The 25,472-nt window shown below is 74.5% G+C and carries 24 protein-coding genes; 11 read left to right on the top strand and 13 right to left on the bottom strand.

Features of this window, described 5'->3' with window-relative positions; translation table 11 throughout:
* Nucleotides 1-115: 115 nt before the first annotated feature.
* Entirely contained in the window at nucleotides 116-2,845 is a 2,730-nt protein-coding gene (gene topA, locus KKR89_RS02935) for a type I DNA topoisomerase (protein WP_208197194.1), read from the bottom strand.
* 115 nt (nucleotides 2,846-2,960) lie between these two features.
* Nucleotides 2,961-3,923 (bottom strand): phosphatase PAP2 family protein, encoded by a 963-nt coding sequence (locus KKR89_RS02930; protein WP_251140993.1) that lies wholly within the window; start codon nucleotides 3,921-3,923, stop codon nucleotides 2,961-2,963.
* Nucleotides 3,924-4,083: 160 nt separating this feature from the next.
* On the opposite strand from KKR89_RS02930, the gene KKR89_RS02925 reads away from it, so the two are divergent.
* Nucleotides 4,084-4,836: a response regulator transcription factor gene (locus KKR89_RS02925; RefSeq protein WP_208197193.1), complete on the top strand. Its 753-nt coding sequence runs from the start codon at nucleotides 4,084-4,086 to the stop codon at nucleotides 4,834-4,836.
* A 7-nt stretch (nucleotides 4,837-4,843) separates the two neighbouring features.
* Here KKR89_RS02925 and KKR89_RS02920 read toward each other — a convergent pair whose 3' ends face one another.
* Nucleotides 4,844-5,656, bottom strand: coding sequence for a hypothetical protein (locus KKR89_RS02920; protein ID WP_208197192.1), 813 nt, complete (start codon nucleotides 5,654-5,656; stop codon nucleotides 4,844-4,846).
* 131 nt (nucleotides 5,657-5,787) lie between these two features.
* Here KKR89_RS02920 and radA point away from each other — a divergent pair, with 131 nt between their 5' ends.
* Together radA and disA are read left to right on the top strand one after the other, a co-directional pair.
* The gene (gene radA / locus KKR89_RS02915; protein ID WP_208197191.1) at nucleotides 5,788-7,209 is read left to right on the top strand and encodes a DNA repair protein RadA; all 1,422 of its coding nucleotides are present in this window, start codon (nucleotides 5,788-5,790) and stop codon (nucleotides 7,207-7,209) included.
* 44 nt (nucleotides 7,210-7,253) lie between these two features.
* Nucleotides 7,254-8,330 (top strand): DNA integrity scanning diadenylate cyclase DisA, encoded by a 1,077-nt coding sequence (gene disA, locus KKR89_RS02910; protein ID WP_208197190.1) that lies wholly within the window; start codon nucleotides 7,254-7,256, stop codon nucleotides 8,328-8,330.
* 47 nt (nucleotides 8,331-8,377) lie between these two features.
* Here disA and KKR89_RS02905 read toward each other — a convergent pair whose 3' ends face one another.
* Nucleotides 8,378-9,010, bottom strand: coding sequence for a hypothetical protein (locus KKR89_RS02905; RefSeq protein WP_208197189.1), 633 nt, complete (start codon nucleotides 9,008-9,010; stop codon nucleotides 8,378-8,380).
* A gap of 255 nt (nucleotides 9,011-9,265) precedes the next feature.
* Between KKR89_RS02905 and KKR89_RS02900 the strand changes: the two genes are divergently transcribed.
* Nucleotides 9,266-10,207, top strand: a complete 942-nt coding sequence (locus tag KKR89_RS02900; RefSeq protein WP_208197311.1) for an HhH-GPD family protein — start codon at nucleotides 9,266-9,268, stop codon at nucleotides 10,205-10,207.
* A 17-nt stretch (nucleotides 10,208-10,224) separates the two neighbouring features.
* On the opposite strand, the gene KKR89_RS02895 is transcribed toward KKR89_RS02900, so the two are convergent.
* Nucleotides 10,225-10,734 (bottom strand): amino-acid N-acetyltransferase, encoded by a 510-nt coding sequence (locus KKR89_RS02895; protein WP_208197188.1) that lies wholly within the window; start codon nucleotides 10,732-10,734, stop codon nucleotides 10,225-10,227.
* Between the two features lie 9 nt (nucleotides 10,735-10,743).
* Nucleotides 10,744-11,724: a sugar-binding transcriptional regulator gene (locus KKR89_RS02890; protein WP_208197187.1), complete on the bottom strand. Its 981-nt coding sequence runs from the start codon at nucleotides 11,722-11,724 to the stop codon at nucleotides 10,744-10,746.
* A gap of 172 nt (nucleotides 11,725-11,896) precedes the next feature.
* On the opposite strand from KKR89_RS02890, the gene KKR89_RS02885 reads away from it, so the two are divergent.
* The 3 genes from KKR89_RS02885 (at nucleotide 11,897) to glpK (ending at nucleotide 16,112) form a co-directional block, all read left to right on the top strand.
* Entirely contained in the window at nucleotides 11,897-13,708 is a 1,812-nt protein-coding gene (locus KKR89_RS02885) for a glycerol-3-phosphate dehydrogenase/oxidase (RefSeq protein ID WP_208197186.1), read from the top strand.
* Between the two features lie 132 nt (nucleotides 13,709-13,840).
* Nucleotides 13,841-14,551 carry an MIP/aquaporin family protein gene (locus tag KKR89_RS02880; RefSeq protein WP_243882989.1) on the top strand — a complete coding sequence of 237 codons (711 nt, stop codon included), beginning with the start codon at nucleotides 13,841-13,843 and terminating at the stop codon, nucleotides 14,549-14,551.
* Between the two features lie 40 nt (nucleotides 14,552-14,591).
* On the top strand, nucleotides 14,592-16,112 hold the full coding sequence (gene glpK / locus KKR89_RS02875) for a glycerol kinase GlpK (protein WP_208197184.1): 1,521 nt from the start codon (nucleotides 14,592-14,594) through the stop codon (nucleotides 16,110-16,112).
* 27 nt (nucleotides 16,113-16,139) lie between these two features.
* Here the strand turns inward: glpK and KKR89_RS02870 are convergent, their stop codons facing one another.
* From KKR89_RS02870 to KKR89_RS02845, 6 genes are all read right to left on the bottom strand, one after another.
* Nucleotides 16,140-16,781 (bottom strand): ANTAR domain-containing protein, encoded by a 642-nt coding sequence (locus KKR89_RS02870; protein ID WP_208197183.1) that lies wholly within the window; start codon nucleotides 16,779-16,781, stop codon nucleotides 16,140-16,142.
* Nucleotides 16,778-17,149: an STAS domain-containing protein gene (locus KKR89_RS02865; RefSeq protein ID WP_208197182.1), complete on the bottom strand. Its 372-nt coding sequence runs from the start codon at nucleotides 17,147-17,149 to the stop codon at nucleotides 16,778-16,780. The genes KKR89_RS02870 and KKR89_RS02865 overlap by 4 nt, the downstream gene beginning before the upstream one ends.
* Before the next feature lie 187 nt (nucleotides 17,150-17,336).
* Complete coding sequence (locus KKR89_RS02860; RefSeq protein WP_208197181.1) at nucleotides 17,337-18,080, bottom strand: MBL fold metallo-hydrolase; 744 nt, start codon at nucleotides 18,078-18,080, stop codon at nucleotides 17,337-17,339.
* 113 nt (nucleotides 18,081-18,193) lie between these two features.
* A complete protein-coding gene (locus tag KKR89_RS02855) occupies nucleotides 18,194-18,853 on the bottom strand; it encodes a DUF3618 domain-containing protein (protein WP_208197180.1) in 660 nt (219 codons plus the stop codon).
* Nucleotides 18,846-19,343: a phage holin family protein gene (locus tag KKR89_RS02850; RefSeq protein ID WP_251140992.1), complete on the bottom strand. Its 498-nt coding sequence runs from the start codon at nucleotides 19,341-19,343 to the stop codon at nucleotides 18,846-18,848. The genes KKR89_RS02855 and KKR89_RS02850 overlap by 8 nt, the downstream gene beginning before the upstream one ends.
* A complete protein-coding gene (locus KKR89_RS02845; protein WP_208197179.1) occupies nucleotides 19,340-20,149 on the bottom strand; it encodes a hypothetical protein in 810 nt (269 codons plus the stop codon). The genes KKR89_RS02850 and KKR89_RS02845 overlap by 4 nt, the downstream gene beginning before the upstream one ends.
* A gap of 316 nt (nucleotides 20,150-20,465) precedes the next feature.
* Here KKR89_RS02845 and KKR89_RS02840 point away from each other — a divergent pair, with 316 nt between their 5' ends.
* Nucleotides 20,466-21,614, top strand: coding sequence for a zinc-dependent alcohol dehydrogenase (locus KKR89_RS02840; protein ID WP_208197178.1), 1,149 nt, complete (start codon nucleotides 20,466-20,468; stop codon nucleotides 21,612-21,614).
* Nucleotides 21,615-21,625: 11 nt separating this feature from the next.
* Nucleotides 21,626-22,183, top strand: coding sequence for a hypothetical protein (locus tag KKR89_RS02835; RefSeq protein WP_208197177.1), 558 nt, complete (start codon nucleotides 21,626-21,628; stop codon nucleotides 22,181-22,183).
* A 13-nt stretch (nucleotides 22,184-22,196) separates the two neighbouring features.
* Here KKR89_RS02835 and KKR89_RS02830 read toward each other — a convergent pair whose 3' ends face one another.
* Nucleotides 22,197-23,225: a family 43 glycosylhydrolase gene (locus KKR89_RS02830; protein WP_251140991.1), complete on the bottom strand. Its 1,029-nt coding sequence runs from the start codon at nucleotides 23,223-23,225 to the stop codon at nucleotides 22,197-22,199.
* Between the two features lie 262 nt (nucleotides 23,226-23,487).
* Here KKR89_RS02830 and KKR89_RS02825 point away from each other — a divergent pair, with 262 nt between their 5' ends.
* Together KKR89_RS02825 and KKR89_RS02820 are read left to right on the top strand one after the other, a co-directional pair.
* The gene (locus KKR89_RS02825) at nucleotides 23,488-24,282 is read left to right on the top strand and encodes an exodeoxyribonuclease III (RefSeq protein ID WP_208197176.1); all 795 of its coding nucleotides are present in this window, start codon (nucleotides 23,488-23,490) and stop codon (nucleotides 24,280-24,282) included.
* Between the two features lie 75 nt (nucleotides 24,283-24,357).
* Nucleotides 24,358-25,443, top strand: coding sequence for a DUF4190 domain-containing protein (locus KKR89_RS02820; protein ID WP_208197175.1), 1,086 nt, complete (start codon nucleotides 24,358-24,360; stop codon nucleotides 25,441-25,443).
* Nucleotides 25,444-25,472 lie beyond the last annotated feature (29 nt).

Raw genomic sequence — 25,472 nt, 5'->3', positions numbered from 1 at the left:
CCGGTCGCCGACGCCGTCGACGCCGGCGCGGGCCGTCGAGACGGTCCCGTCGGCGGTGCGGCACCGTCCCGTCGGCGGGTCGGTGCCGACCCGTCGGCGGGTCGGTGCCGACCCGTCACCGCTTCGCGGGGGCCTTCTTGCGGGTCGTCGCCGGCTTGCGGGCGGCCGGGCGCTTCTTGGCCGGCCCGGCGGCGCGCTTCTCCGCCAGCAGCTCGACGGCCTGCTCGGGGGTGATCGACTCCGGGGTCACGTCGCGCGGCAGCGTGCGGTTCGTCTCGCCGTCGGTCACGTAGGCCCCGAAGCGGCCCTCCTTGACGACGATCGGCTTGCCGCTCGTCGGGTCGTCGCCGAGCTCGCGCAGCGGCGGCGTCGCGGTCTGGCCGCGGCCGCGCTTGGGCTGCGCGTAGATCGCCAGCGCCTCCTCGAGCGTGATGTCGAGCAGCTGCTCCTCGGACGCGAGCGTCCGCGAGTCGGTGCCCTTCTTCAGGTACGGCCCGTAGCGGCCGTTCTGCGCGGTGATCTCGGCACCGGACTCCGGGTCGACGCCGACCACCCGCGGCAGCGAGAGCAGGCGCAGCGCGTCGTCCAGGGTGACCGTGGCCAGCGTCATCGACTTGAAGAGCGACCCCGTCCGCGGCTTGGGGGCCGCGGCCAGCGCCTTCTTGCGCGCGGCGGCCGACAGGCCCGGCTCGAGCTCGGGCTCCGGCAGCACCTCGGTGACGTACGGCCCGTACCGGCCGTTGCGCGCGACGATCTGCGTGCCCGTCGCGGGGTCCGTCCCGAGCACCTTGTCGCCGTCGGGCATGGTCTCGAGGAGCTCGCGCGCCTTCTCCACCGTCAGCTCGTCCGGAGCCATGTCCTCGGGCACCGACGAGCGGCGCGGGTCGTCGTCCGGGCCCTCGCCCGGCGCCTCGAGGTAGGGGCCGTAGCGCCCGACGCGCAGCGTGATGCCGTCGCCGATGTCGATCGAGTTGACCTCGCGCGCGTCGATCTCGCCGAGGTTGTCGACGAGCCCGCGCAGGCCACCGGTCTCCAGGGACTGCGACCCGTCGCCGAAGTAGAACTCCGTCAACCAGTCGACGCGACCGCGCTGACCTGCGGCGATGGCGTCGAGGCCCTCCTCCATGCCGGCGGTGAAGCCGTAGTCGACGAGCCGGTCGAAGTTCTCCTCGAGCAGGCGCGTCACCGCGAACGCGAGCCACGTCGGCACCAGCGCCTGCCCGCGGTTGGTGACGTACCCGCGGTCCTGGATCACGCCGATCGTCGCGGCGTACGTCGAGGGACGGCCGATGCCGCGCTCCTCGAGCGCCTTGACCAGCGACGCCTCGGTGAAGCGCGGCGGCGGGGACGTGCGGTGGCCGTCGGCCGTCAGGTCGGCGCCCGTCACCGGGTCGCCCTGGGCCATCTGCGGCAGCCGGGCGTCGTCGGAGCCCGCCGCGGCGGCCGCCTCGGCCTCGTCGTAGCGCCCGCGGTCGCGGCCCTCCTCGTACGCGGCGAGGAACCCGCGGAACGTGATGACCGTGCCGGACGCCGAGAACACGGTCTCGACCGGGCCGTCCGGGGTCGTCGCCGTCGCCGCGAGGCGCACGGACGCGGTCTGGCCGCGCGCGTCGGCCATCTGGGAGGCGACCGTGCGCTTCCAGACCAGCTCGTACAGCTTGAACTGGTCGCCGGACAGCTCGCGCGCGACCTGCGCGGGCGTCCGGAAGTGGTCGCCGGCGGGGCGGATGGCCTCGTGGGCCTCCTGCGCACCCTTCGCCTTCGACGTGTAGAGCCGCGGCTTGTCGGGCACGTACTCGGAGCCGTAGAGCTCGGCGACCTGCCGGCGCGCGGCGTCGATCGCCTGCGTCGACAGCGCGGGCGAGTCGGTCCGCATGTAGGTGATGTAGCCGTTCTCGTACAGCGACTGCGCCGTGCGCATCGCCTGCCGCGAGCTCATGCGCAGCTTGCGGGACGCCTCCTGCTGGAGCGTCGAGGTGGTGAACGGCGCGGCGGGGCGCCGCGTGTACGGCTTGGTCTCGAGCGACTGCACCACGAACGCGGCACCGTCGAGCCCGGCGACCAGGGCGTTGGCCCGGTCCTCGTCGAGCGTCACCGTGTCGCGCGTCTTCAGCGTCCCGCGGTCGTCGAAGTCCCGGCCGCTGGCGACGCGGGCTCCCCCGACGCCCGTCAGGCGCGCCGAGAACGTCGGCTCGCCGTCGTCGGCGACGGCGAAGGTGCCCGTGACGTCCCAGTAGTCCGCGGCGACGAACGCCATGCGCTCGCGCTCGCGCTCGACGACGAGCCGCGTCGCCACGGACTGCACGCGCCCGGCCGACAGGCCCTGGCGGACCTTGCGCCACAGCACGGGGCTGACCTCGTAGCCGTAGAGCCGGTCGAGGATGCGGCGGGTCTCCTGCGCGTCCACGAGCCGCTCGTCCAGCTCGCGCGTGTTCTCCAGCGCACGCGCGATCGCCTCGCGCGTGATCTCGTGGAACACCATGCGCTTGACGGGGATCTTCGGCTTGAGCTCCGCCAGGAGGTGCCACGCGATGGCCTCGCCCTCGCGGTCCTCATCGGTGGCGAGGTAGAGCTCGTCGGACTCCTTGAGGAGCTTCTTGAGCTCGGCGACCTTCTTCTTCTTGTCCGCGTCCACGACGTAGTACGGGACGAACCCGTTGTCGACGTCGACGGCGAACTTGCCGTACGGGCCCTTCTTCATGTCCGCGGGCAGCTCGGAGGGCTGTGGGAGGTCGCGGATGTGCCCGACGGACGCCTCCACGTCGTAGCCCTCGCCGAGGTACCCGGCGATCGTGCGCGCCTTCGCGGGGGACTCCACGATGACGAGCTTGCGACCTGCAGACATTCTGACCGGCCTTCCGTGCCGTGGGCTGTGGGATGTGTGTGACGACGTTGTCGTGGTGAGCGCGGCGCCCCACGACGCGTGGACCCCACTTCCGAGGGGACTCTACGTCCTGGCGTCAAGCGGCCGAGGACGACGCCTCGTCCCGTGACCCCGCCGCGTGCCGCAGCAGCAGCATGACCGCGAACGTCAGGGCGCACGCCGCGACGACGCCCGCGACACCACCACCGTAGGCCAGGAGCTCGCCGGCGCGACCCGCGGCGGCGGCGCGGGTGGCCCAGGTGCGCGCCAGCAGCACGGCGGCCGCGGTCCCCGCCCCCCCGCCGAGCGCGACGAGCGCGAGCACCGTCCGCCGCGTGCGGATCCACCCCGGGTCCGCACGGTCGACCCTGCGCAGCATCGCGGTCGCGGTCCCGGTCGGGCCGGGTCGCGCCGCCATCGCACCGCACACGAGCGCCGTCCAGCAGAGCACGACGAGCGCACCGGCGACGACGTCCGACGGGCGGTGCCACTGCCCGACGAGCGTCGAGATGCCCGTCAGGGCCGTGTACCCGCCGCCGAGCACCGCGACCAGCGGGCGCGCACGGGGCGGGGCCACGAGCAGGAGGCCGGCCGCCACGGATCCCGCGGCGGTCGTGTGACCGCTGGGCAGGGTGTTCCCGTAGTCGGAGCCGACGCCCAGCACGGGCCGGTCCAGCACCCACTCCTTGAGGATCCGGGTGGTGAGGTTCGCGCCCCCGACCAGCACGGCGACCTGGACCACCAGGGAGAGCCGGCGTCGCGCCAGGGCGACGCCGGCGGCGACGAGCAGCCCGCCCGCGACGAACCCCACGGAGACGACGTCGAGTAGCGGGGAGGCGACGCGCCACAGCTGTCCCTGCCCGATCTCCGCGCCGTCGAGCGCAGCGTCCTCGACCCGCTGACCCGCCCAGGTGTCCACGAACACCCGCCACAGGGCCAGGACGCCCAGCAGGGAGGCGATGGCCACGACGCCGCACGTGGCGACGACCCAGCCCCGCGCACGCACTCGAAGCGGCGCGGTCGGATCCGGGTCGACCGGGACGTGGAGGCCCTCGTGCACCGTCACACGGTAGGGCAACCCGGACGGGGTGCGTGACCCGGGGCCGGCCCCGGCGTCCACCACCCGGACGGCGACCTGCTCCTGGCCGCGGTCGCCGCGGCTCAGCCAACTCACAGGCACGCTCCAGGCGGACCACAGGGCTCCCGGCCAGCCTGGTCGTATGACGACGACAGCACCCGTCCGCCCCACGTCGCGCCGCCCCGACTCGCTCACCCGCGCCGACGGCAGCCCCCTGCGGGTCCTCGTCGTCGACGACGAGGTCAACCTCGGTGACCTGATGTGCACCGCGCTGCGCTACGAGGGCTGGGAGGCGCGGCACGCGACGTCGGGGCGTGACGCGATCGAGCTGGTCGGCACCCTCGAGCCCGACGTCGTGCTGCTCGACCTGACGCTGCCGGACATGTCCGGCGCGGACGTGCTGCGGCGCGTCCGCGCGGCACGCCCCCAGGCGCCCGTCCTGTTCCTGACGCCGCGCGACGGCGTCGAGGACCGGGTCGCCGGGCTCACCGCGGGCGGGGACGACTACGTCACCAAGCCGTTCGGCCTCGAGGAGGTCGTCGCGCGGCTGCGCGGCATGCTGCGACGTGCCGGCGCCGTCGGGCAGCGCCCCGACGCGCTGCTCGTCGTCGGCGACCTGCGCATGGACGAGGACAGCCACGAGGTGTGGCGCGGCGACGACCCCATCCGCCTCACGGCCACGGAGTTCGAGCTGCTGCGCTACTTCATGCGCAACCCTCGCCGGGCGCTGAGCAAGGCGCAGATCCTCGACCGCGTGTGGCAGTACGACTTCGGCGGGCAGGCGAACATCGTCGAGCTGTACGTGTCCTACCTGCGTCGCAAGATCGACAAGGGCCGCGAGCCGATGCTGCACACGCTGCGCGGCGTGGGCTACGTCCTGCGCCCCGCGGGCTGACGCGGTCCTACAGCGAGTACGCCCGGTAGACGTCGAGCACGTCCGCCACCGGGGCCGTCACCTGGAACACCGCCGTGCCGTTCTGCCACACGGCGACACCCGTGCCGTCGCCGGCGTCGACGACCGTGAACGTGCCGACGGGCGCCCCGCCGACCAGGACCTCACCGCTCTGGGGCAGGTCGACGTCGGGGGCCGCGGACGCGGTCGCCGTGGGCGCGTCGGCCGCCGGCGCCGTGGGCAGCCCCGCGACGACCTGCGCCAGCAGCGCGGTCGCGTCCTCGGGCGTCTCGAGCTGCGCGGCCCGCACGGTGAGGGTGCCGCCGTCGCCGTCGGTGAACGTCTCCGTGTAGGCCTCCAGCGCGCCGGCGCCGAGCCGCTCGGCGTCCTCCTGCGAGGACTCGAGGGCGTACTGCAGGACCGTGGTGGGCAGGGCGCCGGCGAACGCGGTGGTGGCCGTGCGCGCCGCGGGCGCGGCGGCGGGCGTCGGCACGGGTGCCGTGACCGTGGACGCGGCGGGCGCGGGAGCGGCGTCGCCGCCGTTGCGGTTGACCAGGACGCCGACCACGACGCCGATCACCACGACGGCAACGACGATCGCCACGGGCAGGAGCCACGCGGGGCGACCGCGGCCGTCGCCGGGCTCGCGCTCCGGTGCGGGTCCGGCGGGGTCGGAGACGGCGGCGGTGGCGGGATCGGCGCCCCCGCCGGCCCAGCCGCTCGCGGCACCCGGGTCGCCCTGCGGGGTGGCGGCGGGTCGGTGCGTCGGTCCGGTGGCGCCGGGCCGCTGCTCGGGCTCGCCGGGTCGTCCCGTGTCGCTCATGGCGGGCATCCCCTCGTGTCGCGCGGTCCGGCTGCTGCCGGGCCACGGGGCAGCCTACCGAGCACGCCGGCGTGCGGTCGGGACGGGTCCGCGGCGCGGGGTTGTCGGTGGTGGGCCGTACCGTGCGGGACGTGAGCCAGACGACGACGCGCCGTGCCCGTGCCGGGGGTGAGCGCCCCACCGAGCGCCCTGCGTTCCGCTGCACCGAGTGCGGCTGGACCGCGAGCAAGTGGGTCGGCCGGTGCGGCGAGTGCCAGGAGTGGGGCTGCGTCGTCGAGGACGCGGGACCGGGCTCCGGCGGCCCGCGGACGATCGCGGTGGCACCGACGCGCAACCCCGCGCGCCCCATCGAGGACATCGACGTCGACGCGGCCGCGGCCCGCCCCACGGGAGTCGACGAGCTCGACCGCGTGCTCGGCGGTGGCCTGGTGCCCGGCGCGGTCGTGCTGCTCGCGGGCGAGCCGGGCGTGGGCAAGTCGACCCTGCTGCTCGACGTGGCCGCACGCGCCGCTCGCACCGGGCGGCGCGTCCTGTACGTCACCGGGGAGGAGTCGGCCGCGCAGGTGCGGCTGCGCGCGGGCCGCATCCACGCGCTGGCCCCCACGCTGCTGCTCGCGGCGGAGACGGACCTCGGCACCGTGCTCGGGCACATCGAGAGCGTCGACCCCGACCTGCTGGTCCTCGACTCGGTGCAGACGTTCACCTCCGCGCAGGTGGAGGGGTCGCCCGGCGGCGTCTCGCAGGTCCGCGAGGTCACGGCCGCGCTCATCACCGCCGCCAAGTCGCGCGCGCTGCCCGTCGTGCTCGTCGGGCACGTCACGAAGGACGGGTCCGTCGCGGGGCCGCGCACGCTCGAGCACCTCGTCGACGTGGTCTGCCAGTTCGAGGGCGAGCGCCACTCCCGGCTGCGCCTGCTGCGTGCCACCAAGAACCGCTACGGGCCGACCGACGAGGTCGGCTGCTTCGACCTCTCGGAGCACGGCATCGTCGGGCTGGCGGACCCCTCGGGGCTGTTCACCTCGCGCCTGGTCAGCGACGTGCCGGGCACCTGCCTGACCGTGACGCTCGAGGGTCGGCGGCCGCTGGCGGCGGAGGTGCAGGCCCTCGTGGCGCCGAGCGTCGTGCCGAACCCGCGCCGCACGACCAGCGGTGTCGACGGCAGCCGGCTCGCGATGGTCCTCGCGGTCCTCCAGCGCCGGCTCGGCGCTCGCCTCGCCGACCAGGACGTCTACGTCTCGACGGTCGGCGGCGCGCGCGTCGTGGAGCCCCCCGCGGACCTGGCGCTCGCGCTGGCCGCCGTCAGCGGCCGCGAGAACGTCCCCGTGCACGCGGGGCTGGTGGCCATCGGCGAGGTCGGCCTGGCCGGGGAGATCCGCCCGGTCCCGGGCGTGGGCCGGCGCCTGGCGGAGGCGGCGCGGCTCGGCTGCACGCGCGCGGTCGTCCCCTCGGGGACGCTCGAGGAGGTCACCGTGCCCGACGGCCTGCGGGTCGTGGAGGCCCCGGACCTGGCGGCGGCCGTCCTGGCGGGGCTCGCCCCGTCGGGCGACGTGTGAGTGGCGGCTCGGACAACTCGTCACGCCACCGATACGATCCGAGGGTGCCCCACCCGCACCAGCACGACGACCTGCTGAGGTCCACGCTCTTCGCCGTCGCGCCCGGAACCGAGCTGCGCGACGGTCTGGAGCGGATCCTGCGCGGCCGGACGGGCGCGCTCATCGTGCTCGGCATGGACGCCACGGTCGAGTCGCTGTGCTCCGGCGGCTTCGTCCTGGACGTCGAGTTCTCCGCGACGCGCCTGCGCGAGCTCGCGAAGATGGACGGGGCCGTCGTCATCGACCCGATCCGCGACCGGATCGTGCGGGCCGCCGTCCAGCTGCTGCCGGACCCGTCGATCCAGACGTCGGAGTCCGGCACCCGGCACCGCACCGCCGAGCGCGTCGCGAAGCAGACCGGTCTGCCCGTGATCTCGGTGTCCGCGTCGATGCGCATCGTCGCGCTCTACGTCGGCGAGCAGCGGTACGTGCTCGAGGACTCCACGACGATCCTGTCGCGTGCCAACCAGGCGCTCGCGACGCTCGAGCGGTACAAGGCACGCCTCGACGAGGTCAGCGGCACCCTGTCGGCACTGGAGATCGAGGACCTGGTCACGGTGCGCGACGTCTCCGCCGTCGTGCAGCGCCTCGAGATGGTCCGCCGGATCTCGGACGAGATCGCCGGCTACGTCGTCGAGCTCGGCACCGACGGCCGTCTGCTCACGCTGCAGCTCGACGAGCTCGTCGGCGGCGTCAGCACCGAGCGCGAGCTCGTCATCCGGGACTACGTCGACACGTCACGACGCTCGATCGAGGCAGTCCCCGACGCCCTCGGCGAGCTCGACTCGACGCAGCTGCTCGACATCGCGCACATCGCCCGCGTGCTCGGGCTGCCCGGCGGCGGCGAGACCCTCGACGCGGCCGTCGGCCCGCGCGGCTACCGCCTGCTGTCGAAGGTGCCGCGCCTGCCCGGCCCGGTCGTCGACCGCCTGGTCGGGCACTTCGGCGGCCTGCAGAAGCTGCTGGCCGCGACGATCGACGACCTCATGGCCGTCGACGGGGTCGGCGAGCAGCGGGCCCGCTCGGTGCGCGAGGGCCTGTCGCGGCTCGCGGAGTCGAGCATCCTCGAGCGGTACGTCTGACGGGTCGCGTCCCACGCGACCCGCGGACGACGGCCGGGCCGTCGCCCTCAGCCGAGGCCGAACACCGCGGCGGGCGAGGTCGCGCCGCCGACGCCCACCACGACGGAGTAGGTCCCCGCACCGGGCTCGGGCAGCCCCCCGGCGCACCCGGCAGCGGACCGCTCACGCGGCCACCCGAGCTGCGTGACGTCCGACTGCCCACCGGCGAGCAGGAGCGTGCGCGCGTCCGGGTCCGCCGGCACGCAGTCCAGGCTCGACCAGACGCGGTCCTCGCCGGACGTGATGACGACCTCGCGCCGGCCGTCCCCCGCGTCGACGAGGCACGGCTCGGAGCCGGAGTTGGTGACGGTGACCTCGAACGTCGGGTCGACCCCGGCGGCGAACGCCTCGGCCCCGGGCGTCACGGCGAGAGCCAGCTGCTCCGGTGCGCACTCGGGGACGCCGGGCTCCGCGGCCGTCGTCGGCGACGGCGTCGCGACGGGGACGGTGCCGGGGTCGGCCTCCGCGGCGGCCTCGCTGCCGCGGCCGGTCCACCACACGACGAGGACGACGACGACCAGCAGCGGCAGCCCGAGGACGACGAACCGGCGCACCCAGTAGACGCGGGCCGGCGGGCGGGGCGCCGGGGCCGGACGCGCCGGTCGGGGCCCGCGGCCGGTCGGGGGCGTCCGGTCGTTCATGCGGGGACCTCCGGGGTGGGCGTGATGGTTGTGCGGCCGCGCGTCCACGGTACGAGGCCGACGCCGACGCATCGCGCAGGACGCGCCACTCCCGGCACGACGAGCGCTGGTGACGCTCGGCGCCGCGGACCGGTCCCGTCGACGCGGCACGGGCCGACGCGCCGGGTTTCGTCCCGGCGCCCCGCGACGGCACCATGAGGCGTGCCCGCCGTTCAGCCCGTCGTCCGCGCCGCGACCCCTCCCCCGGCCGGCGGCGTGCCCGTCGCGGGCGACGTCGCAGGGCGTGGGGACGTCGAGGCCTCGGGCGTCCGCGACGACGTCGTCGCGTGGTTCGACGCGCACGCGCGCGACCTGCCGTGGCGGGCGGCGGACCGGACCCCGTGGGGCGTGCTGGTCAGCGAGGTGATGCTGCAGCAGACGCCGGTCGTGCGGGTCGAGCCGGCGTGGCGCGCGTGGCTGGACCGCTGGCCGACGCCCGCGGACCTCGCGGCCGCGCCCACGGGCGACGTCCTGCGCGCGTGGGACCGGCTCGGGTACCCGCGGCGCGCGCTGCGCCTGCAGGAGTGCGCGCGGGCCGTCGTCGAGCGGCACGGCGGCGTGCTGCCGGACGACGAGGACGCGCTGCTCGCGCTGCCGGGCGTGGGCCCCTACACGGCCGCGGCCGTGCGGGCGTTCGCGTTCGGGCGGCGGTCGGTCGTGCTCGACACCAACGTGCGGCGCGTCCTGGCGCGCGTGGCGGCGGGCGAGGCGCTGCCGGCGCCGGCCCTGACGGTCGCCGAGACGGCGCGTGCGGCCGCGTGGGTGCCGGACGACGACGCCTCGGCGGCACGCTGGGCGGCGGCCTCGATGGAGCTCGGTGCGCTGGTGTGCACCGCACGCTCCCCCCGGTGCGACGCCTGCCCGGTGGCCGACCGCTGCCGGTGGCTGGCTGCCGGCCGCCCCGCCGACGCGCACGCGCACCGTCGTCGCGCGCAGGCCTGGGCCGGGACCGACCGGCAGGCGCGGGGACGGGTCATGGCGCTGCTGCGCGAGGCGCTCGCCCCGGTCCCCCACGCGGCGGTCGCGGCCGTCTGGCCGGACGTCGCCCAGCTCGCCCGCTGCCTGGACGCGCTGGTCGTCGACGGCCTCGTCGTCCGCGAGGACGCGGCGGGCGACGCCCCGGACCCGGACGCGGCCACCTACCGCCTCCCCCACTGACGCCGAGCGTCGCCGGGTCAGAGCTCGAGCAGCATGCGCGTGTTGCCCAGCGTGTTGGGCTTCACGCGGGCCAGGTCGAGGAACTCGGCGACGCCGTCGTCGTGCGACCGCAGCAGCTCGGCGTACACGTCAGGGGCGACGGGCGTCCCGTCGATCTCGCGGAAGCCGTGCCGGGCGAAGAAGTCGACCTCGAACGTCAGGCAGAACACGCGCCGCAGCCCCAGGTCGCGCGCGCGGTCGAGCAGCGCGTCGACGAGCGCGTGCCCGACGGCACGCCCCCGGTAGGCGGGGTCGACCGCGAGCGTGCGGATCTCGGCGAGGTCCTCCCACATCACGTGCAGCGCGCCGCACCCGACGACGTCGTCGACGGCGCGCGCGACGACGAACTCCTGCACGGCCTCGTAGTACCCCACCCACTCCTTGGCCAGCAGGATGCGCTCCTGGGCGTAGGGCTCGACGAGGCGGCGGATGGCGCGGACGTCCGCGGGGAGGGCCGGTCGGACGGCGACCTGGGCGGGAGAGCTCACGCGCACAACCTACGCACGGCGGGACGCGGTGCGGGTGCCCGCGGCGTCCAGGAGCGCCGTGGCGGTCACCTCGTCGACGACGAGGTCGGTGACCACCTCGGCGCGCAGGGCTGCGAGGAGCGGGGCGACCTTGTTGTCACCGGCGACGACGCACACGCGTCGCGGGACGCGCTGCAGCTCGTCGGGCGTCGGGCCGGTCGCGCGGCTGTTGAGCGACACGTCCGCCCAGGACCCGTCGCCGCGCAGGAAGACCGTGCACACGTCGCCGACGACGGACTCGTCGTGCAGGCGGCGCACGTCGGACTCGTCGAGGTAGCCCGCGGAGTACACGTGCGACGGGACCGCCCCGGCGACCGCACCTGCCGAGAAGACCGCGATGTCGGCGCGACGCTGCATGTCCAGCACACGGCGCACGGAGCGCTCGCGCCACATGGCGTCCTTGGTGTCGGGGTAGTCGAAGAACGCGGGCACGGAGAAGTGGTGGACGGCCGCGCCGAACGCCGACCCGAACGACGAGATGAGGTCGGACGCGTACTCGACGCCCGACGTGCGCACGTTCGCCGCGCCGTTGAGCTGGACGACGGCCGAGCCGCGGGTCGGCTTGGGTGCCAGGTACCGGGACACGGCCGCGATCGTGGTGCCCCAGGCGACGCCCATGACCATGTCGGAGTCGAACCACGAGCCGAGCAGGCGTGCAGCCGTCATCGCGACCTGGTCGAGGCGCTCGACCGACCCCGCGGAGTCCGGCACGGGGACGACGTACGTGTCGATGCCGAACGTCGACGAGATCGACCGGCCGAGGCCGGGCGCCCGCGTGCTCGAGGGGCGCAGCGTGATCTCGACGAGCCCGGTGTCCCGCGCGCGCTTCAGCAGGCGGGAGACGGTCGACCGGGACGTCCCGAGGTGCCGGGCGATGACCTCCATCTTGAGGTCCTGCAGGTAGTACATGGAGGCCGCGCGCAGCACGTCCTGCTCCCGCTCCACGAACACCCAGCACCGTCCCTTCGGCCCCCCATGGAACCGTCAACTCGCTGCACGTTCGTGCACCGGAGTTGCGCGTCCGTTCTGGACGTGATGACGATAGCGGCGACGCGCCGCGCGGGCGAGGGGCCGACGCGCCACCGCCGTGACCACGAGGGACGGCACCAAGGGGGATCGCCACATGAGGACCGCACCGCTGACGGCGCACGCACGGCAGGACGCCCTGGAGTCGCTGCGCCGCAGCTCCGAGCAGGGCCGCGAGCTCGACCTGCTGGTCGTGGGGGGCGGGGTCACCGGTGCGGGCATCGCCCTCGACGGCGTCACGCGCGGCCTGTCCACCGCGATCGTCGAGGGTCAGGACTGGGCGTCCGGCACGTCGAGCCGCTCCAGCAAGCTCGTCCACGGCGGCCTGCGGTACCTGCAGATGCTGGACTTCCACCTCGTGCGCGAGGCGCTGACCGAGCGCGACCTGCTCATCACCCGCCTCGCACCGCACCTGGTCAAGCCCGTGAGCTTCCTCTACCCGCTCGAGCACCGGGTGTGGGAGCGGGCGTACGTGGGTGCGGGCGTCGCGCTGTACGACACGCTCGCGTCGGTGTCCGGCACGCGGCGGGCCATGCCGATCCACCGCCACCTCACCCGCAAGGGCATGGAGCGGCTGTTCCCCGACCTGCGGCACGACGCCGCGATCGGGGCCGTGCGCTACTGGGACGCGAGCGTCGACGACGCCCGGCTGGTCGAGAGCCTCGTGCGCACGGCCGTGAGCTACGGCGCGCACGCGGCGTCGCGCACGCAGGTCGTCGACCTGCAGACGACCACGGGCGGCGCGATCACGGGTGCCGAGGTCGTCGACCTCGAGTCCGGTGAGCGCATCGACGTCCGTGCGCGCCACGTCATCAACGCGACCGGCGTGTGGACCGAGCAGACGGAGTCGCTCGCGGGCAGCGAGGGCGGGCTGCGGGTCCTGGCGTCCAAGGGCATCCACATCGTGGTGCCGCGCGCCCGGATCGAGGGCAACACCGGGCTGATCCTGCAGACCGAGAAGTCGGTGCTCTTCATCATCCCGTGGTCCCGTTACTGGGTGATCGGGACGACCGACACGCCCTGGGAGCAGGAGCTGACGCACCCCGTCGCGACCAGCGCCGACATCGACTACGTCATCGAGCACGCCAACCAGGTGCTCTCGCGCCCGCTGACCCGCCAGGACGTCATCGGCACGTGGGCGGGGCTGCGTCCGCTGCTGCAGCCGGGGACCAAGGAGGGGACGTCGTCCGCCAAGGTCTCGCGCGAGCACACCGTGGCGTCGCCCGCCCCGGGGCTGACCGTCGTCGCCGGCGGCAAGCTCACGACCTACCGGGTGATGGCCAAGGACGCCGTCGACTTCGCGCTCGGTGCGCGGGCCACGACGCTGCCCTCGATCACGCACGAGGTGCCGCTCGTCGGCGCCGAGGGGCTCAAGGTCGTGCAGCGCCAGGCCCGGGCGATCGGTGCGCGCTACGGCTGGGACCGGCCGCGCCTCGACCACCTGCTGCACCGCTACGGCTCGCTGCTGCAGGAGCTGACGGACCTGTGCGACGAGCGCCCCGAGCTCGCCCGCCCGCTGGCGAACGCGCCGGCGTACATCGGCGCGGAGATCGTCTACGCGGTGAGCCACGAGGGCGCGCTGCACCTCGACGACGTCCTCATGCACCGCACGCGTCTCAACTACGAGCAGGCCGACAAGGGCACCGGCGCGCTCGAGGAGATCGCGGACCTCGTCGCGCCCGTCCTCGGCTGGGACGACGCGACGCGGCGCCGCGAGGTCGAGGCGTACCGCGCACGGGCGGCGGCGGAGGACGCCGCGGCGGCCGAGCCGGACGACGCGGCGGCGGAGCGCGTGCGCCTGCAGGCGACCGACGTCGCCCCGCTGCTGCCGCTGGGCGACGACGCCGACCCGGGCACGAAGCCCGGGTCGCCCGCCGGACGTGGCGCGTCGGGCCCCGTCGGCACCTGAGCACCGGGGGTGCGGGTCGCCGCCGACCCGCACCCCCGGGCGCCGCACCGCGGCTGCACGACCCGGCGGTGACCGCGACAGCGACGTCGACGAGAGGGGCCTGAAGTGGACTACACCATCGGTGATGCGTTCTTGTCGGAGACCATCGGCACCGCGCTCCTCATCCTGCTGGGTGCCGGGGTGGTGGCCAACGCGATCCTGCCGCGGACCAAGGGGTTCGCCGGGGGGTGGCTGCTCATCAACTTCGGCTGGGGGATCGCGGTCTACGCCGGCGTCTACGCGGCGTACAAGTCCGGCGCGCACATCAACCCGGCCGTGACGATTGGCGTCTGGGCGTCGGGTGCCGAGGAGTTCGCCCCCGGCATCGCCGTGACGGCGGTCAACGGGTTCCTGTACGTCGTGGCGCAGATGCTCGGCGCCGCGATCGGTGCGCTCCTGGCGTTCCTCGTGTACAAGAAGCACTTCGACCAGGACGCCGACCCCGCGGTGAAGCTGGGCGTCTTCTCGACGGGTCCGGAGCTGCGCTCCTACGGGTGGAACCTCCTCACCGAGGCCGTCGCCACGTTCGTGCTCGTGTTCATCGTGCTGGCCTTCGGCGAGACGCCCGCGGAGGTCGGTCCGCTGGCCGTGACCCTCCTCGTCGTCGGCATCGGCGCGAGCCTCGGTGGCCCCACGGGCTACGCCATCAACCCGGCGCGCGACCTGGGCCCGCGCATCGCCCACGCCCTGCTGCCCATCCGCGGCAAGGGCTCGTCCGACTGGGCGTACTCGTGGGTCCCGATCGTGGGACCGCTGCTCGGCGGTGTGCTCGCCGGGCTCGCCGCCCGCGTGTACATCGGCTGACCACCCGCGCACCCCCACCCGTACCGAGGAGAGCAGAGGCATGACCGACACGTACGTGCTGGCGATCGACCAGGGCACCACCTCCACCCGCGCCATGATCTTCGACCACGGGGGGCAGGTCGTGTCCGTGGGGCAGAAGGAGCACGAGCAGATCTTCCCGCGGGCGGGGTGGGTCGAGCACGACGCGAGGGAGATCTGGGTCAACACGCGCGAGGTCGTCGGCATGGCCCTCGGCCGCGCCAGCCTCACGCACGAGGACATCGCCGCAGTCGGCGTCACCAACCAGCGCGAGACCGCCGTCGTGTGGGACCGGGAGACCGGCGAACCGGTGTGCAACGCCATCGTCTGGCAGGACACCCGGACCCAGAAGATCTGCGACGAGCTCGCGGCGCTCGGCGGCGGGGCCGAGCGGTACAAGGACCGCGTCGGCCTGCCGCTCGCCACCTACTTCTCCGGTCCCAAGGTGCGGTGGATCCTCGACAACGTCGAGGGTGCGCGCGAGAAGGCCGAGGCCGGCAGGCTCGCGTTCGGCAACACCGACTCCTGGGTGCTGTGGAACATGACAGGTGGCGTCAAGGGCGGCCTGCACGTCACCGACCCCACCAACGCGTCGCGCACCATGCTCATGAACATCGACTCGCTCACGTGGAACGAGGAGATCGCCGGCGAGATGGGCATCCCGCTGTCGATGCTGCCGGAGATCCGCTCGTCGTCCGAGGTGTACGGCGCGGGCCGCAGGGGCGGCCTGCTCCCCGGCGTGCCGATCGCGGGCATCCTGGGCGACCAGCAGGCCGCGACGTTCGGCCAGGCGTGCTTCGAGGTCGGGCAGGCCAAGAACACGTACGGCACCGGCAACTTCATGCTCATCAACACGGGCACCGAGCCGGTCGCCTCCGAGAACGGGCTGCTGACGACCGTCTGCTACAAGATCGGCGACCAGGACACCGTCTACGCGCTCGAGGGCTCGATCGCCGTCACGGGCTCGCTGGTGCAGTGGCTGCGCGACAACCTGGGGATCATCTCGTCCGCGCCGGAGGTGGAGCGGCTCGCGGCGTCCGTCGAGGACAACGGCGGCGTGTACTTCGTCCCGGCGTTCTCGGGGCTCTTCGCGCCGTACTGGCGGTCCGACGCGCGCGGGGCGATCGTCGGCCTCACGCGGTACGTCACCAAGGAGCACATCGCCCGTGCGGCACTGGAGGCCACCGCCTTCCAGACGCGCGAGGTCCTCGACGCCATGAACGCCGACTCGGGGGTCGACCTCACCGAGCTCAAGGTCGACGGCGGCATGGTCGCCAACGAGGCGCTCATGCAGTTCCAGGCCGACATCCTCGGCGTCCCGGTCGTGCGGCCCAAGGTCGCCGAGACCACCGCGCTGGGAGCCGCCTACGCCGCCGGGATCGCCGTCGGGTACTGGTCGGGCGAGCAGGACGTCATCGACAACTGGGCGGAGGACAAGCGCTGGGAGCCCGCGATGGCGGACGACGAGCGCGACCGGCGGTACCGGCTGTGGAAGAAGGCCGTCACGAGGTCCTTCGACTGGGTGGACGACGACGTGCGCTGACCGGCAGCAGGCGGGCCCGGGACCTCGTCACCCCATGGCGGGCGCACCGGTCCCCGTTCCGCCCGCCTGCCGGCGCGGGACGAACGGTGTGGGTGGCGGCACGGGCCCCGCGACGCACGTCACGACACGGGCGGCGACGGCGCTCATCTTCTCGTTGTGGTCCTGCGACCACGCCCGCAGGACATCGAGCGCCTGACCCGGCGTGCAGCGTCGGCGCGCCATGACGACACCCATCGCCTGGTCGATGACGGCGCGGGTGCGCATCGCGGCGGTGAGGTCACCGACGTCCTGCCGCAGGTCACCCAGCTCGACGTGGACCGCGACCATCGTGGCGAGGACCGTCGCCGTCGCGGTGAGGTCGCCCGTCACCAGGGACCAGTCCGCCGTAGCAGCGGACCGGGCCGCCACGGACACCACCAGTCCCGCGGCGTCGTGGTGCACCACGGTCGCCTGCGGCACGCACGTCCCACCGACGGGCCACGGCACCTCGGGCGCGACGGCGCCGCGGGTGGCCACGGCCTGCGGGGGCCGGCCGCCGACCTGCGCGACGGCGAGCACGTCGACCGGCCGGCGCAGCACGCCCTCGATCGCGTGCCGGAGCGCGCCGACCACCTGCGGTGCGCCCGGCGGCGTCCCGTCCACCGGAGCCCGGGGCGGGAGGGGGTTCATGACGAGACCGTCGACAGGCCTTCCACGTGGCGCAGGACGGCGTCGAGCCCGAGCGCCCCGAGGACCCGGGCGACGTGCGGCGTGACGTGCTGGACGACGTACGGCAGACCCGCGTCGGAGCAGGCGTCCTCGCACCGGACGAGGAACGTGAGCGCGGTGGCGCCGACGAGGCGGGCCTCGGCCAGGTCGATCACGACCGGCAGACCGAGGGCCACGACCTGGGCGAGCGCGGCGTCCGCCTGGTCGCGCAGCAGCACGTCGACCTCACCGGCGAGACGCACGAGGGCCCGAGGGCCCGAGGGCCCGTCCGCCGTCACCACGGTGATGGAGCCGGGTGGGGTACTGAAGAACGGGGAAGAGCTGGGCACGGAAATCGCCCCCAAAGGCGAGCACTGCCGGACCGCCCCATATCCTGAGGTGGTCGTGCACGTCATGGGCGGAGCCCGGGATTGCACGCCGACGCCTCGTACTCCTCCACTGTCGCACACGATCACCGCCGCCACCGGTTCTCGGCCTCCCCGACCGCGGCGGACGGCAGCCGACCGCGCCCGCTCGTCAGGCGGCGCCGACGGCGCGCGCGCACCGCACCGCCTCCACGACGCCGCCCGTCCACGGCTCCCCGTGCCCGGGCAGGACGACCCGCGCACCCGTGGCCGCCAGCGCGTCCAGGGACGCGAGGTTCAGCGCGCTGTCGGCCGTGGCGGCGCCCGCGACGATGCGGGGACCGGTGCGGCCGGTGTACGGGTCGAGCGTCACGAGCGCGTCGCCCGACAGGAGGGTGTCGCGGTCCGGCAGGTGCAGCGCGACGTGCCCGTCGGTGTGGCCCGGGCACGCGACGACCACGGGCCGCCCCGGGATCTCCAGGCGACCGCCGGGCACGAGCCTGCGGACGTTCTCGACGCCGTGCACGCGGGCCGCGCCGGCCGCGAGCATGGCGCCGAGGATCGGCACGGCACGGGGGTGCCGCAACGGGTACGTGGCGCGCGGGTTCTCGTGCGCGTAGCGGTACGGGTGTGCCGCGAGCCGGGCGTCGGCGTCGTGCACCCACACCGCGACGTCGAGCTCCTCGCGCGCGCGCCGCGCGAACCCGACGTGGTCGAAGTGCGCGTGCGTCAGGACGACGGCCCGCACGTCGGCGAGCCGGCGGTCCACGGCGGCGAGCGCGCGGGGCAGCATGCCCCACATGCGCGGCAGCCCGGCGTCGACGACGGTCGCGCCGTCCTCGTCGGCCAGCACGTAGCAGCTGACGTAGGCGTGCGCGAGACGGGCGACCCCTGGGACGGGGACGGTGACCTTCACGGCGGTGACCTTCCTGACGTGCGGTGGGGGGGACGGACGGGGACGGGCCCGCCCCGGACGACCATCGCCGTCCGGGGCGGGCCCGCCGCCTGGGTCCTGCCGCGCTGCTCGGGCTAGTACGGCGTGGACGAGCCGCCCTGCTGCGGTGCCTGACGCACCTCCTGCGCCGACCCCTGCGCCTGCTCGCGCAGGTCGGACGCCGCCTGCGTGCCGTGCTCCTTGAGCCCGGCCGCAGCCTCCGTCGCCCTGTCCTTGACGGCCTGCACCGCCTCCTGGGCCGGCTCACGCAGGTCGTCCGCGACCTGCTGCGCCGCCTCCTTCACCTGGGGGGCCAGCGCCTGCGCGCTCTCCTTGACGGACTGCGCGGCGCGCTGCTCCTGACGCGTGGCGGGCACCAGGGACGACGCGAGCCAGCCGACGCCGAACGCGATGAGGCCGGCGGCGAGCGGGTTGCCCTGCGTCTGCTGGGTCACCGTCGACGGCGCGTCCTTCACACCCTCGGCGACCGAGTGCGCTGCGGAACGCGCGGCGTCCGCCGCACCGCCCGCCGTCGTGCCGGCGGAGCCGGCCGTGCCCATGACGCTCTCACGGGCGCTCTGCGCCGTACCCATCACCCGCTCCCGGACGGCCGTCGCCCGGCCACGGACCTTCTCGGCCTGCCGGTGCGCGACCTGACGCGGGTCCAGGGTGTCGCCGACGGCGTCGACGTTCGCCGACAGGTCGGCACGCGTCGCCTCGATGCGCTCACGGATCTCTTCCGGGCTCTCACTCATGGTTCGCCTCCTCGTCGCCCTTGAGGGCATTCGGGATCTTCTTCACGGTCTCCGCGGTGCGGGGCATGCCCTTCACGCGCTTGAGCTCGCCACGGCCGCGCTGGGCCATGACGGCGGCGATGATCGCCCAGATGACGGCCACGACGACGGCCGCCCAGGCACGTCCCATCGGCAGCCCCCACCACAGCGCGCAGGACAGGAACAGCAGGACGAAGTGCCCGGCGACGCCGGCCCCCGCCAGCAGGCCGCTGCCCTTGCCGGCACGCTTGGCCGTCTGCGAGAGCTCGGCCTTCGCGAGCTCCACCTCCTGCCGGACGAGCTGCGACAGGTCCTGCGTGACGTTGCTGATGAGGTCACCGAGCGACGGGCGCTCGTCGGTATCGGCCCCCGCGGCGCCGAGCGGGACGCCCGAGGGCGGCGGCACGGCGCCCGGGGGCGGCACCGTCCCGGGCATGCCGGCCGCGACCGTCGGGTCGCCCGGGCCCGTCACGGTCGGTCCTCGCGGGTCAGCCCGGCGAGCGGGTCACCACCGGCGGTGCCGCCGCCGTCGGACCCGGGCACGTGGCCGGACGCCGGTGCGACGGGAGCGGGCCTGCCGACGGTCGACGCACCGGCGGTCGTCCCCGCCGTCCCGGCGGCTCCCGGCGGCCACGAGGTCGTGGTGCCCGTCGTGGGCGAGTACGCGCCGCCGGCCGGGGTGTCGTACGCGGTCGTCCTGACCGGCGGGGCGGGCGGGACCGCGGTGGTCGGCGGGGTCGCGGTCGTCGCAGGGGTCGTGCTCACCTCACCAGGTGCCCGGTGCTGCGGCGCCGGGGCGTCCTTCAGGCCCCGCGTGAGCCGGCCGGCCACGACACCGGCGCCGGCGGCCAGCGCCAGGAACACCCCGGGCCGGCGTCGCGCGAACTCGGCGACCTCACCCAGGACGTCGCCCGGCTCGCGGTCCTCGAGCCACGTCGCGACGCCCTCGGTGCGCTCGGAGACCTGGCGGACCAGGTCGGCGGCCATCCCGCCCTCCGAGGACTCGGCCATCCGGCCGAGCTCGTCACCGAGCGAGCGCAGGCTCGCGGCTGCCTTGCCCTGCTGCTCGGACGCCTGCGAGGTGAGCCCCGCACGCGCCTCGCCGAACAGGTCCCGGGCCTGCCCCGCAGCCGTGTGGGCCACGTCGGCCGTCTCGTTCCTGGCCTCCTGGAAGAGCCCCTGGCCGCTGTCGGCGGCGGCGTGCGCGAGACCTGCCACCTCGTCCTTGGCGGTACCCGCCACCTGGGCGGCGGTGCCGCCGGAGTCGTTCGTGCTCATCGCCTTCTCCTTCACTCGGTGGTCTACGTGTCCTCGAGATTCCCGGTGACCCTCTCGACGGCTCGTCCGTCGCCGGACGTGGTGGACCGCTGCGCCCGGCGCACGACCGCCGGCCGCGCCTCGGCAGCGCTGCCCGGTCACCCCGGCCCGCGCCGCCGGATGTGTCGCTCGGCGCGGAGACGGTCGGCTGACGTCCCGCCGGGCTCGACGTTAGGGGCATCCGGCGGATGTCGCGCGGTGAGACAGGTCGGGCTTTTCGGGATGCGGACACGGGTGAGACGTCGCACCCTGGGGGCCACCCACCCGGAGGATGCTCATGCGCGCGATGGTCTACCGCGGGCCCTACAAGGTCCGCGTCGAGGAGAAGGACGTCCCGTCGATCGAGCACCCCAACGACGCGGTCGTCCGCGTCGTCAGGGCTGCCATATGCGGCTCTGACCTGCATCTTTACCACGGCATGATGCCCGACACGCGGATCGGGCACACGTTCGGCCACGAGTTCGTCGGCATCGTCGAGAAGGTCGGGCCCTCGGTGCAGAACCTGCAGGTCGGCGACCGCGTGATGGTGCCGTTCAACGTCTACTGCGGCACGTGCTTCTTCTGCGCGCGCGGCCTGTACTCGAACTGCCACAACGTCAACCCCAACGCGACGGCCGTGGGCGGGATCTACGGCTACTCGCACACCACCGGCGGCTACGACGGCGGTCAGGCCGAGTACGTCCGCGTGCCCTTCGCCGACGTCGGGCCGTCGAAGATCCCCGAGTGGCTCGACGACGACGACGCCGTGCTCATGACCGACGCGCTCGCGACTGGCTACTTCGGCGCCCAGCTCGCCGACATCGTCGAGGGCGACACTGTGGTCGTGCTCGGCGCCGGCCCGGTGGGGCTGTTCGCGGCGCGCTCGGCGTGGCTCATGGGCGCCGGGCGCGTCATCGTCGTCGACCAGCTCGAGTACCGCCTGGAGAAGGCCCGGGAGTTCGCGTTCGCCGAGACGCGGAACTACAACGAGCACGACGACATCGTCGTCGAGCTGAAGAAGGCGACCGACGGGCTGGGTGCCGACCGCGTCATCGAGGCGGTCGGCGCGGAGGCGGACGGCAACCTGATCCAGCACATCACCGCCGCGAAGCTCAAGCTGCAGGGCGGCTCCCCGGTCGCGCTGAACTGGGCGATCGACGGGGTTCGCAAGGGCGGGACGGTGTCGGTGCTCGGTGCCTACGGGCCGATCTTCTCGGCCGTGAAGTTCGGGGACGCCCTGAACAAGGGCCTCACGCTCCGGATGAACCAGGCCCCCGCCAAGCGGCAGTGGCCGCGCCTGCTCGAGCACATCCGGTCGGGCTACCTCAAGCCGAGCGACGTCGTCACGCACCGCTTCCCGCTCGAGCACATCGCCGAGGCGTACCACGTGATGTCGGCGAAGCTCGACGGCTGCATCAAGCCGCTGATCATCCCGTCCGAGGACTGAGAGGACCCCCGATGCCGTACACCGCCGCCAAGCCCCCGCTCCCCGAGACGCCCGACGAGCTGCGCGCCCGCATCCCAGGCTGGGGCGCGGACCTCGACCCGGCGGACCGGCCGCAGGTGCCGCGCGAGCGCACCGACCTGCCGAACGGTGCGCACTGGGACTTCCCGGACCGGCAGCCCGAGACCTACCCGCGCGAGCGGTCGATCGAGCACGAGATGCTCACGCCCGTCTTCGGCACCGCGCAGCCGCTCCACGGCCTGTCCGGCGCCATCCGCCGCTACTCCTACGAGCGCTTCAGCGAGGCTCGCGCGGCGCACTGGCTGCTGCTGATCGCCGCCGACCGCGTCGACGCGGGCGGTGCGCACCTGCGGTCGATGCTGACGCTGCGGCCCGACAACCCGGTCACCGAGACCGGCGTCCTGTCCGAGCTGCGCCGGCATCCCGTCGCGTCACGTCGCGGGCGTACGGACGTGCGGCACCAGGTGCTCGACCCGCTGATCGTCGCCGGCCCGTGGATCCTCGGCGGGCTCGCCGCCGTGGGCGTCGTGCGTGCCCTGCGCCGCCGCTGACGCTCTGGCTCGGTCAGCGCCGGCCGGCGGTCAGGCGGCCGTCGGCGTGCACGGTCAGCGGCGCGATCCGCACGTTGCGCAGGTGGTCACGGCCGGAGAGCTGGGCGTCGTGGTAGAGCAGGTACCAGCGGCCCGCGACCTGCGCCAGCGAACCGTGCGTGGTCCAGCCGGCGACCGGCTCGAGGACCGTGCCGCGGTACGTGAACGGGCCGTACGGCGAGTCCGACGTCGCGTTCACGAGCGTGTGGGTGTCGCCCGTGGAGTACAGCAGGTGGTAGACGCCGTCGATGCGCGAGACCCAGGGCCCCTCGAAGAAGCGGCGGGGGTCGCCGTGCGTGAGCGGGACCCCGGCCTCGTCGGTGACGACCACCTCGCGCGTCGGCTCGGCGAGCGCGAGCAGGTCGTCGGTCAGCCGGGCCACGCGGGGACCGAGCGCCGGTGCGTCGGGCGCCGGGTACGCGTCGACGCCGGTGTACGTGTCGCCGTCCCAGCGCTGCAGCTGGCCGCCCTGCAGACCGCCGACGTACAGGTAGAAGCCGGCGTCGTCGTCCGCGAGGACCGCAGGGTCGATGCTGCCGACACCGGCGAGGGGCTCGGGCTCGGCGACGTACGGGCCGGTCGGTGACGAGGACGTCGCGACGCCGATGCGGAAGACGCCCTCGTGGTCCCGGGCGGGGAAGACGAGGTAGTAGGTGTCGCCGCGTCGCGCGGCGTCGGGCGCCCACATCTGGCGGGCCGCCCACGGCACGTCGTCGACGTGCAGCACCGGGCCGTGGTCGAGCGCGGGACCACCCAGGTCGCGCAGCTCGATGACGTGGTAGTCGCGCATGTCGTAGTGGCCGCCGTCGTCGTCGTCCGACGCGCCCGTGTCCTCGTCGTGCGACGTGAACACGTAGAGCACGTCGTCCCAGACGTGCCCCGAGGGGTCCGCCGTCCACACGTCCTCGACGAGCGGACCGTCCACCAGCGCCGTCGCGGCCGTCGTGCCGACCGCCTCCCCCGTGCGCGTGACGTCCTCGACGCCCGTCCCCGCTCCGCTCACCACGTGCCGCCCATCTGCTCACCGCTGCCACGTCCCCGTCGGACGCGACGCGACCGCACCCTACCGGGGACCGGACCCGCATGGTTGCGCACGCCGCGACGAAACTTCCGAGCGGTCGCCGGATCACCGGATCCATGCGCCTGCGCCGTGTGGCACGCCGTCCCTCCCGATGCGAGGTGCACGACGGCGGCCGCGTCCTCGGCGTCCCGTCGACCCGGGCGCGGACCACCGCTGTCGGTGCGCGCCGGTAACCTCGGGCGCCATGCGCCTCGCGACCTGGAACATCAACTCGATCCGTGCCCGGGTGGACCGCGCCGTGGCCTTCCTGGAGCGCACCGGTGTCGACGTGCTCGCCCTGCAGGAGACGAAGGTCAAGGACGAGGCGTTCCCGCGGGCACCGTTCGAGGCCCTCGGCTACGAGGTCGCGACGCACGGGCACTCGCAGTGGAACGGCGTCGCGATCGTCTCCCGGGTCGGCCTGACGGACGTCGAGCGGGGGTTCCCCGGGCAGCCGACGTGGGGCGACCCCGCCGTGGCCGAGGCGCGCGCCCTCGGTGCGACCTGCGGCGGCGTCCGCGTGTGGAGCCTGTACGTGCCGAACGGGCGCGAGATCGAGGACCCGCACTACACCTACAAGCTCGACTGGCTCGCGGCGCTGCGCGACGCCGCACAGGGCTGGCTGACGACCGACCCCGACGCCCAGGTCGCGCTCGTCGGCGACTGGAACATCGCCCCCCTCGACACCGACGTGTGGGACATCGCCCGCTTCGCGGGGCGCACGCACGTGACCCCCGCCGAGCGCGATGCGTTCGAGGCCATCGCGCGGGCGGGGTACACCGAGGTGTCGCGCACGCACCTGCCGGCCGAGCACACCTACACCTACTGGGACTACCAGCAGCTGCGCTTCCCGCGCAACGAGGGCATGCGCATCGACCTGACGTACGCCAGCCCTGCCCTCGCGGCACGCGTCACCGGCGTGCGGATCGAGCGCGACGAGCGCAAGGGCAAGCAGCCGTCGGACCACGTGCCCGTCGTGCTCGAGATCGACGCACCGTGACGGGCCGCACCGCCCTGCGGGTGGTATCGGCACCGCGGGACGCCGCCGCGCCCGTGCTCGGCTAGGTTGCCGTCCATGACGCCGACGCCCGACGAGCGCGCACCCGAGGCTGGTGACACCCAGCCGATCACCGCCGGCCTGGGCGACACCCAGCCGCTGAGCCGGACCGCACCGCTGCCCGTGGCGCCCGGTCCGTACGGCGGCGCGCCCGCGGCAGGCGCACCGGTGCCGCGGTACGACGCGCCCGCCGCGCCCGCCTACGGGACCCCGCCGTACGGTGCCCAGCCGTACGGTGCCCAGCCGCCCTACGGCGCCCAGCCGCCCTACGGCCCCGCCGCCTACGGTGCGTACGGGCAGCCGTACGGTGCCGCACCGCTCCCGCCCACGGACGGGCTCGCCGTGGCCTCGCTCGTCACGTCGGTCGCCGGCCTCGTGCTGCTCGCGGGCGCGACGGGACCCATCGGCATCGGCCTCGGCATCGGCGGGCTCGCCCGCATCCGACGCACCGGCGCGCGCGGCCGCGGCATGGCGATCGCGGGCATCGTCGTGGGCGCCGTCGGCACCGTCGTGCTCGGCCTGATCGTGTCGATCCTCGTCGCGCTCGTGCAGTGGGGTGCGAGCACGGCCGAGCAGGCCTCCGGCGTGCTCGGCGGGCAGGACCTGGACCAGCTCCTCGAGGAGCTCGAGGGCAGCGGGAGCGGGTCGACGCCCGGTGACCTCGACGAGCTCCTCCGCGAGCTCGACGAGCAGCTCGGGCACCTCGACGAGGGGTCGCTCGACGTGCTGCCCCCCTACGCGCTGCCGCAGGACGTCGCGGTCGGCACGTGCTGGGAGCGGGTGCCGGAGCTGTACGACCTGTCGGACGGCGTCGCCGTGCCGTGCTCGCAGGAGCACCAGGCCGAGGTGGTGGCGCTGCTGACGGCGACGGGCGCACCGGCGACCGACCTCTCGGTCGAGGACCCGGTCCTCGCTGCGGCGTACGCCGCGTGCGACGCGGCCGTCGCGGCGATCGACCCCGGCCTGGTCGCATGGGGCGTCACCGACGTGTGGCTCCCCCACCCCGACCAGGTGGCCGCCGGCGAGCTCGTCGGGTACTGCGTCCACCAGGACACGTTCGGCCGCAGCGACTCCCTGACGGCGCCGTCCGGGATGTCGTCCTGAGCCCCGCCGACGCCCCGCGCCCCGATGTC

The organism is Cellulomonas dongxiuzhuiae (assembly GCF_018623035.1).
GTDB lineage: Bacteria > Actinomycetota > Actinomycetes > Actinomycetales > Cellulomonadaceae > Cellulomonas > Cellulomonas dongxiuzhuiae.
The sequence above is the reverse complement of the archived record's forward strand: the minus strand, read 5'-3'. Positions and strand labels throughout refer to the sequence as shown.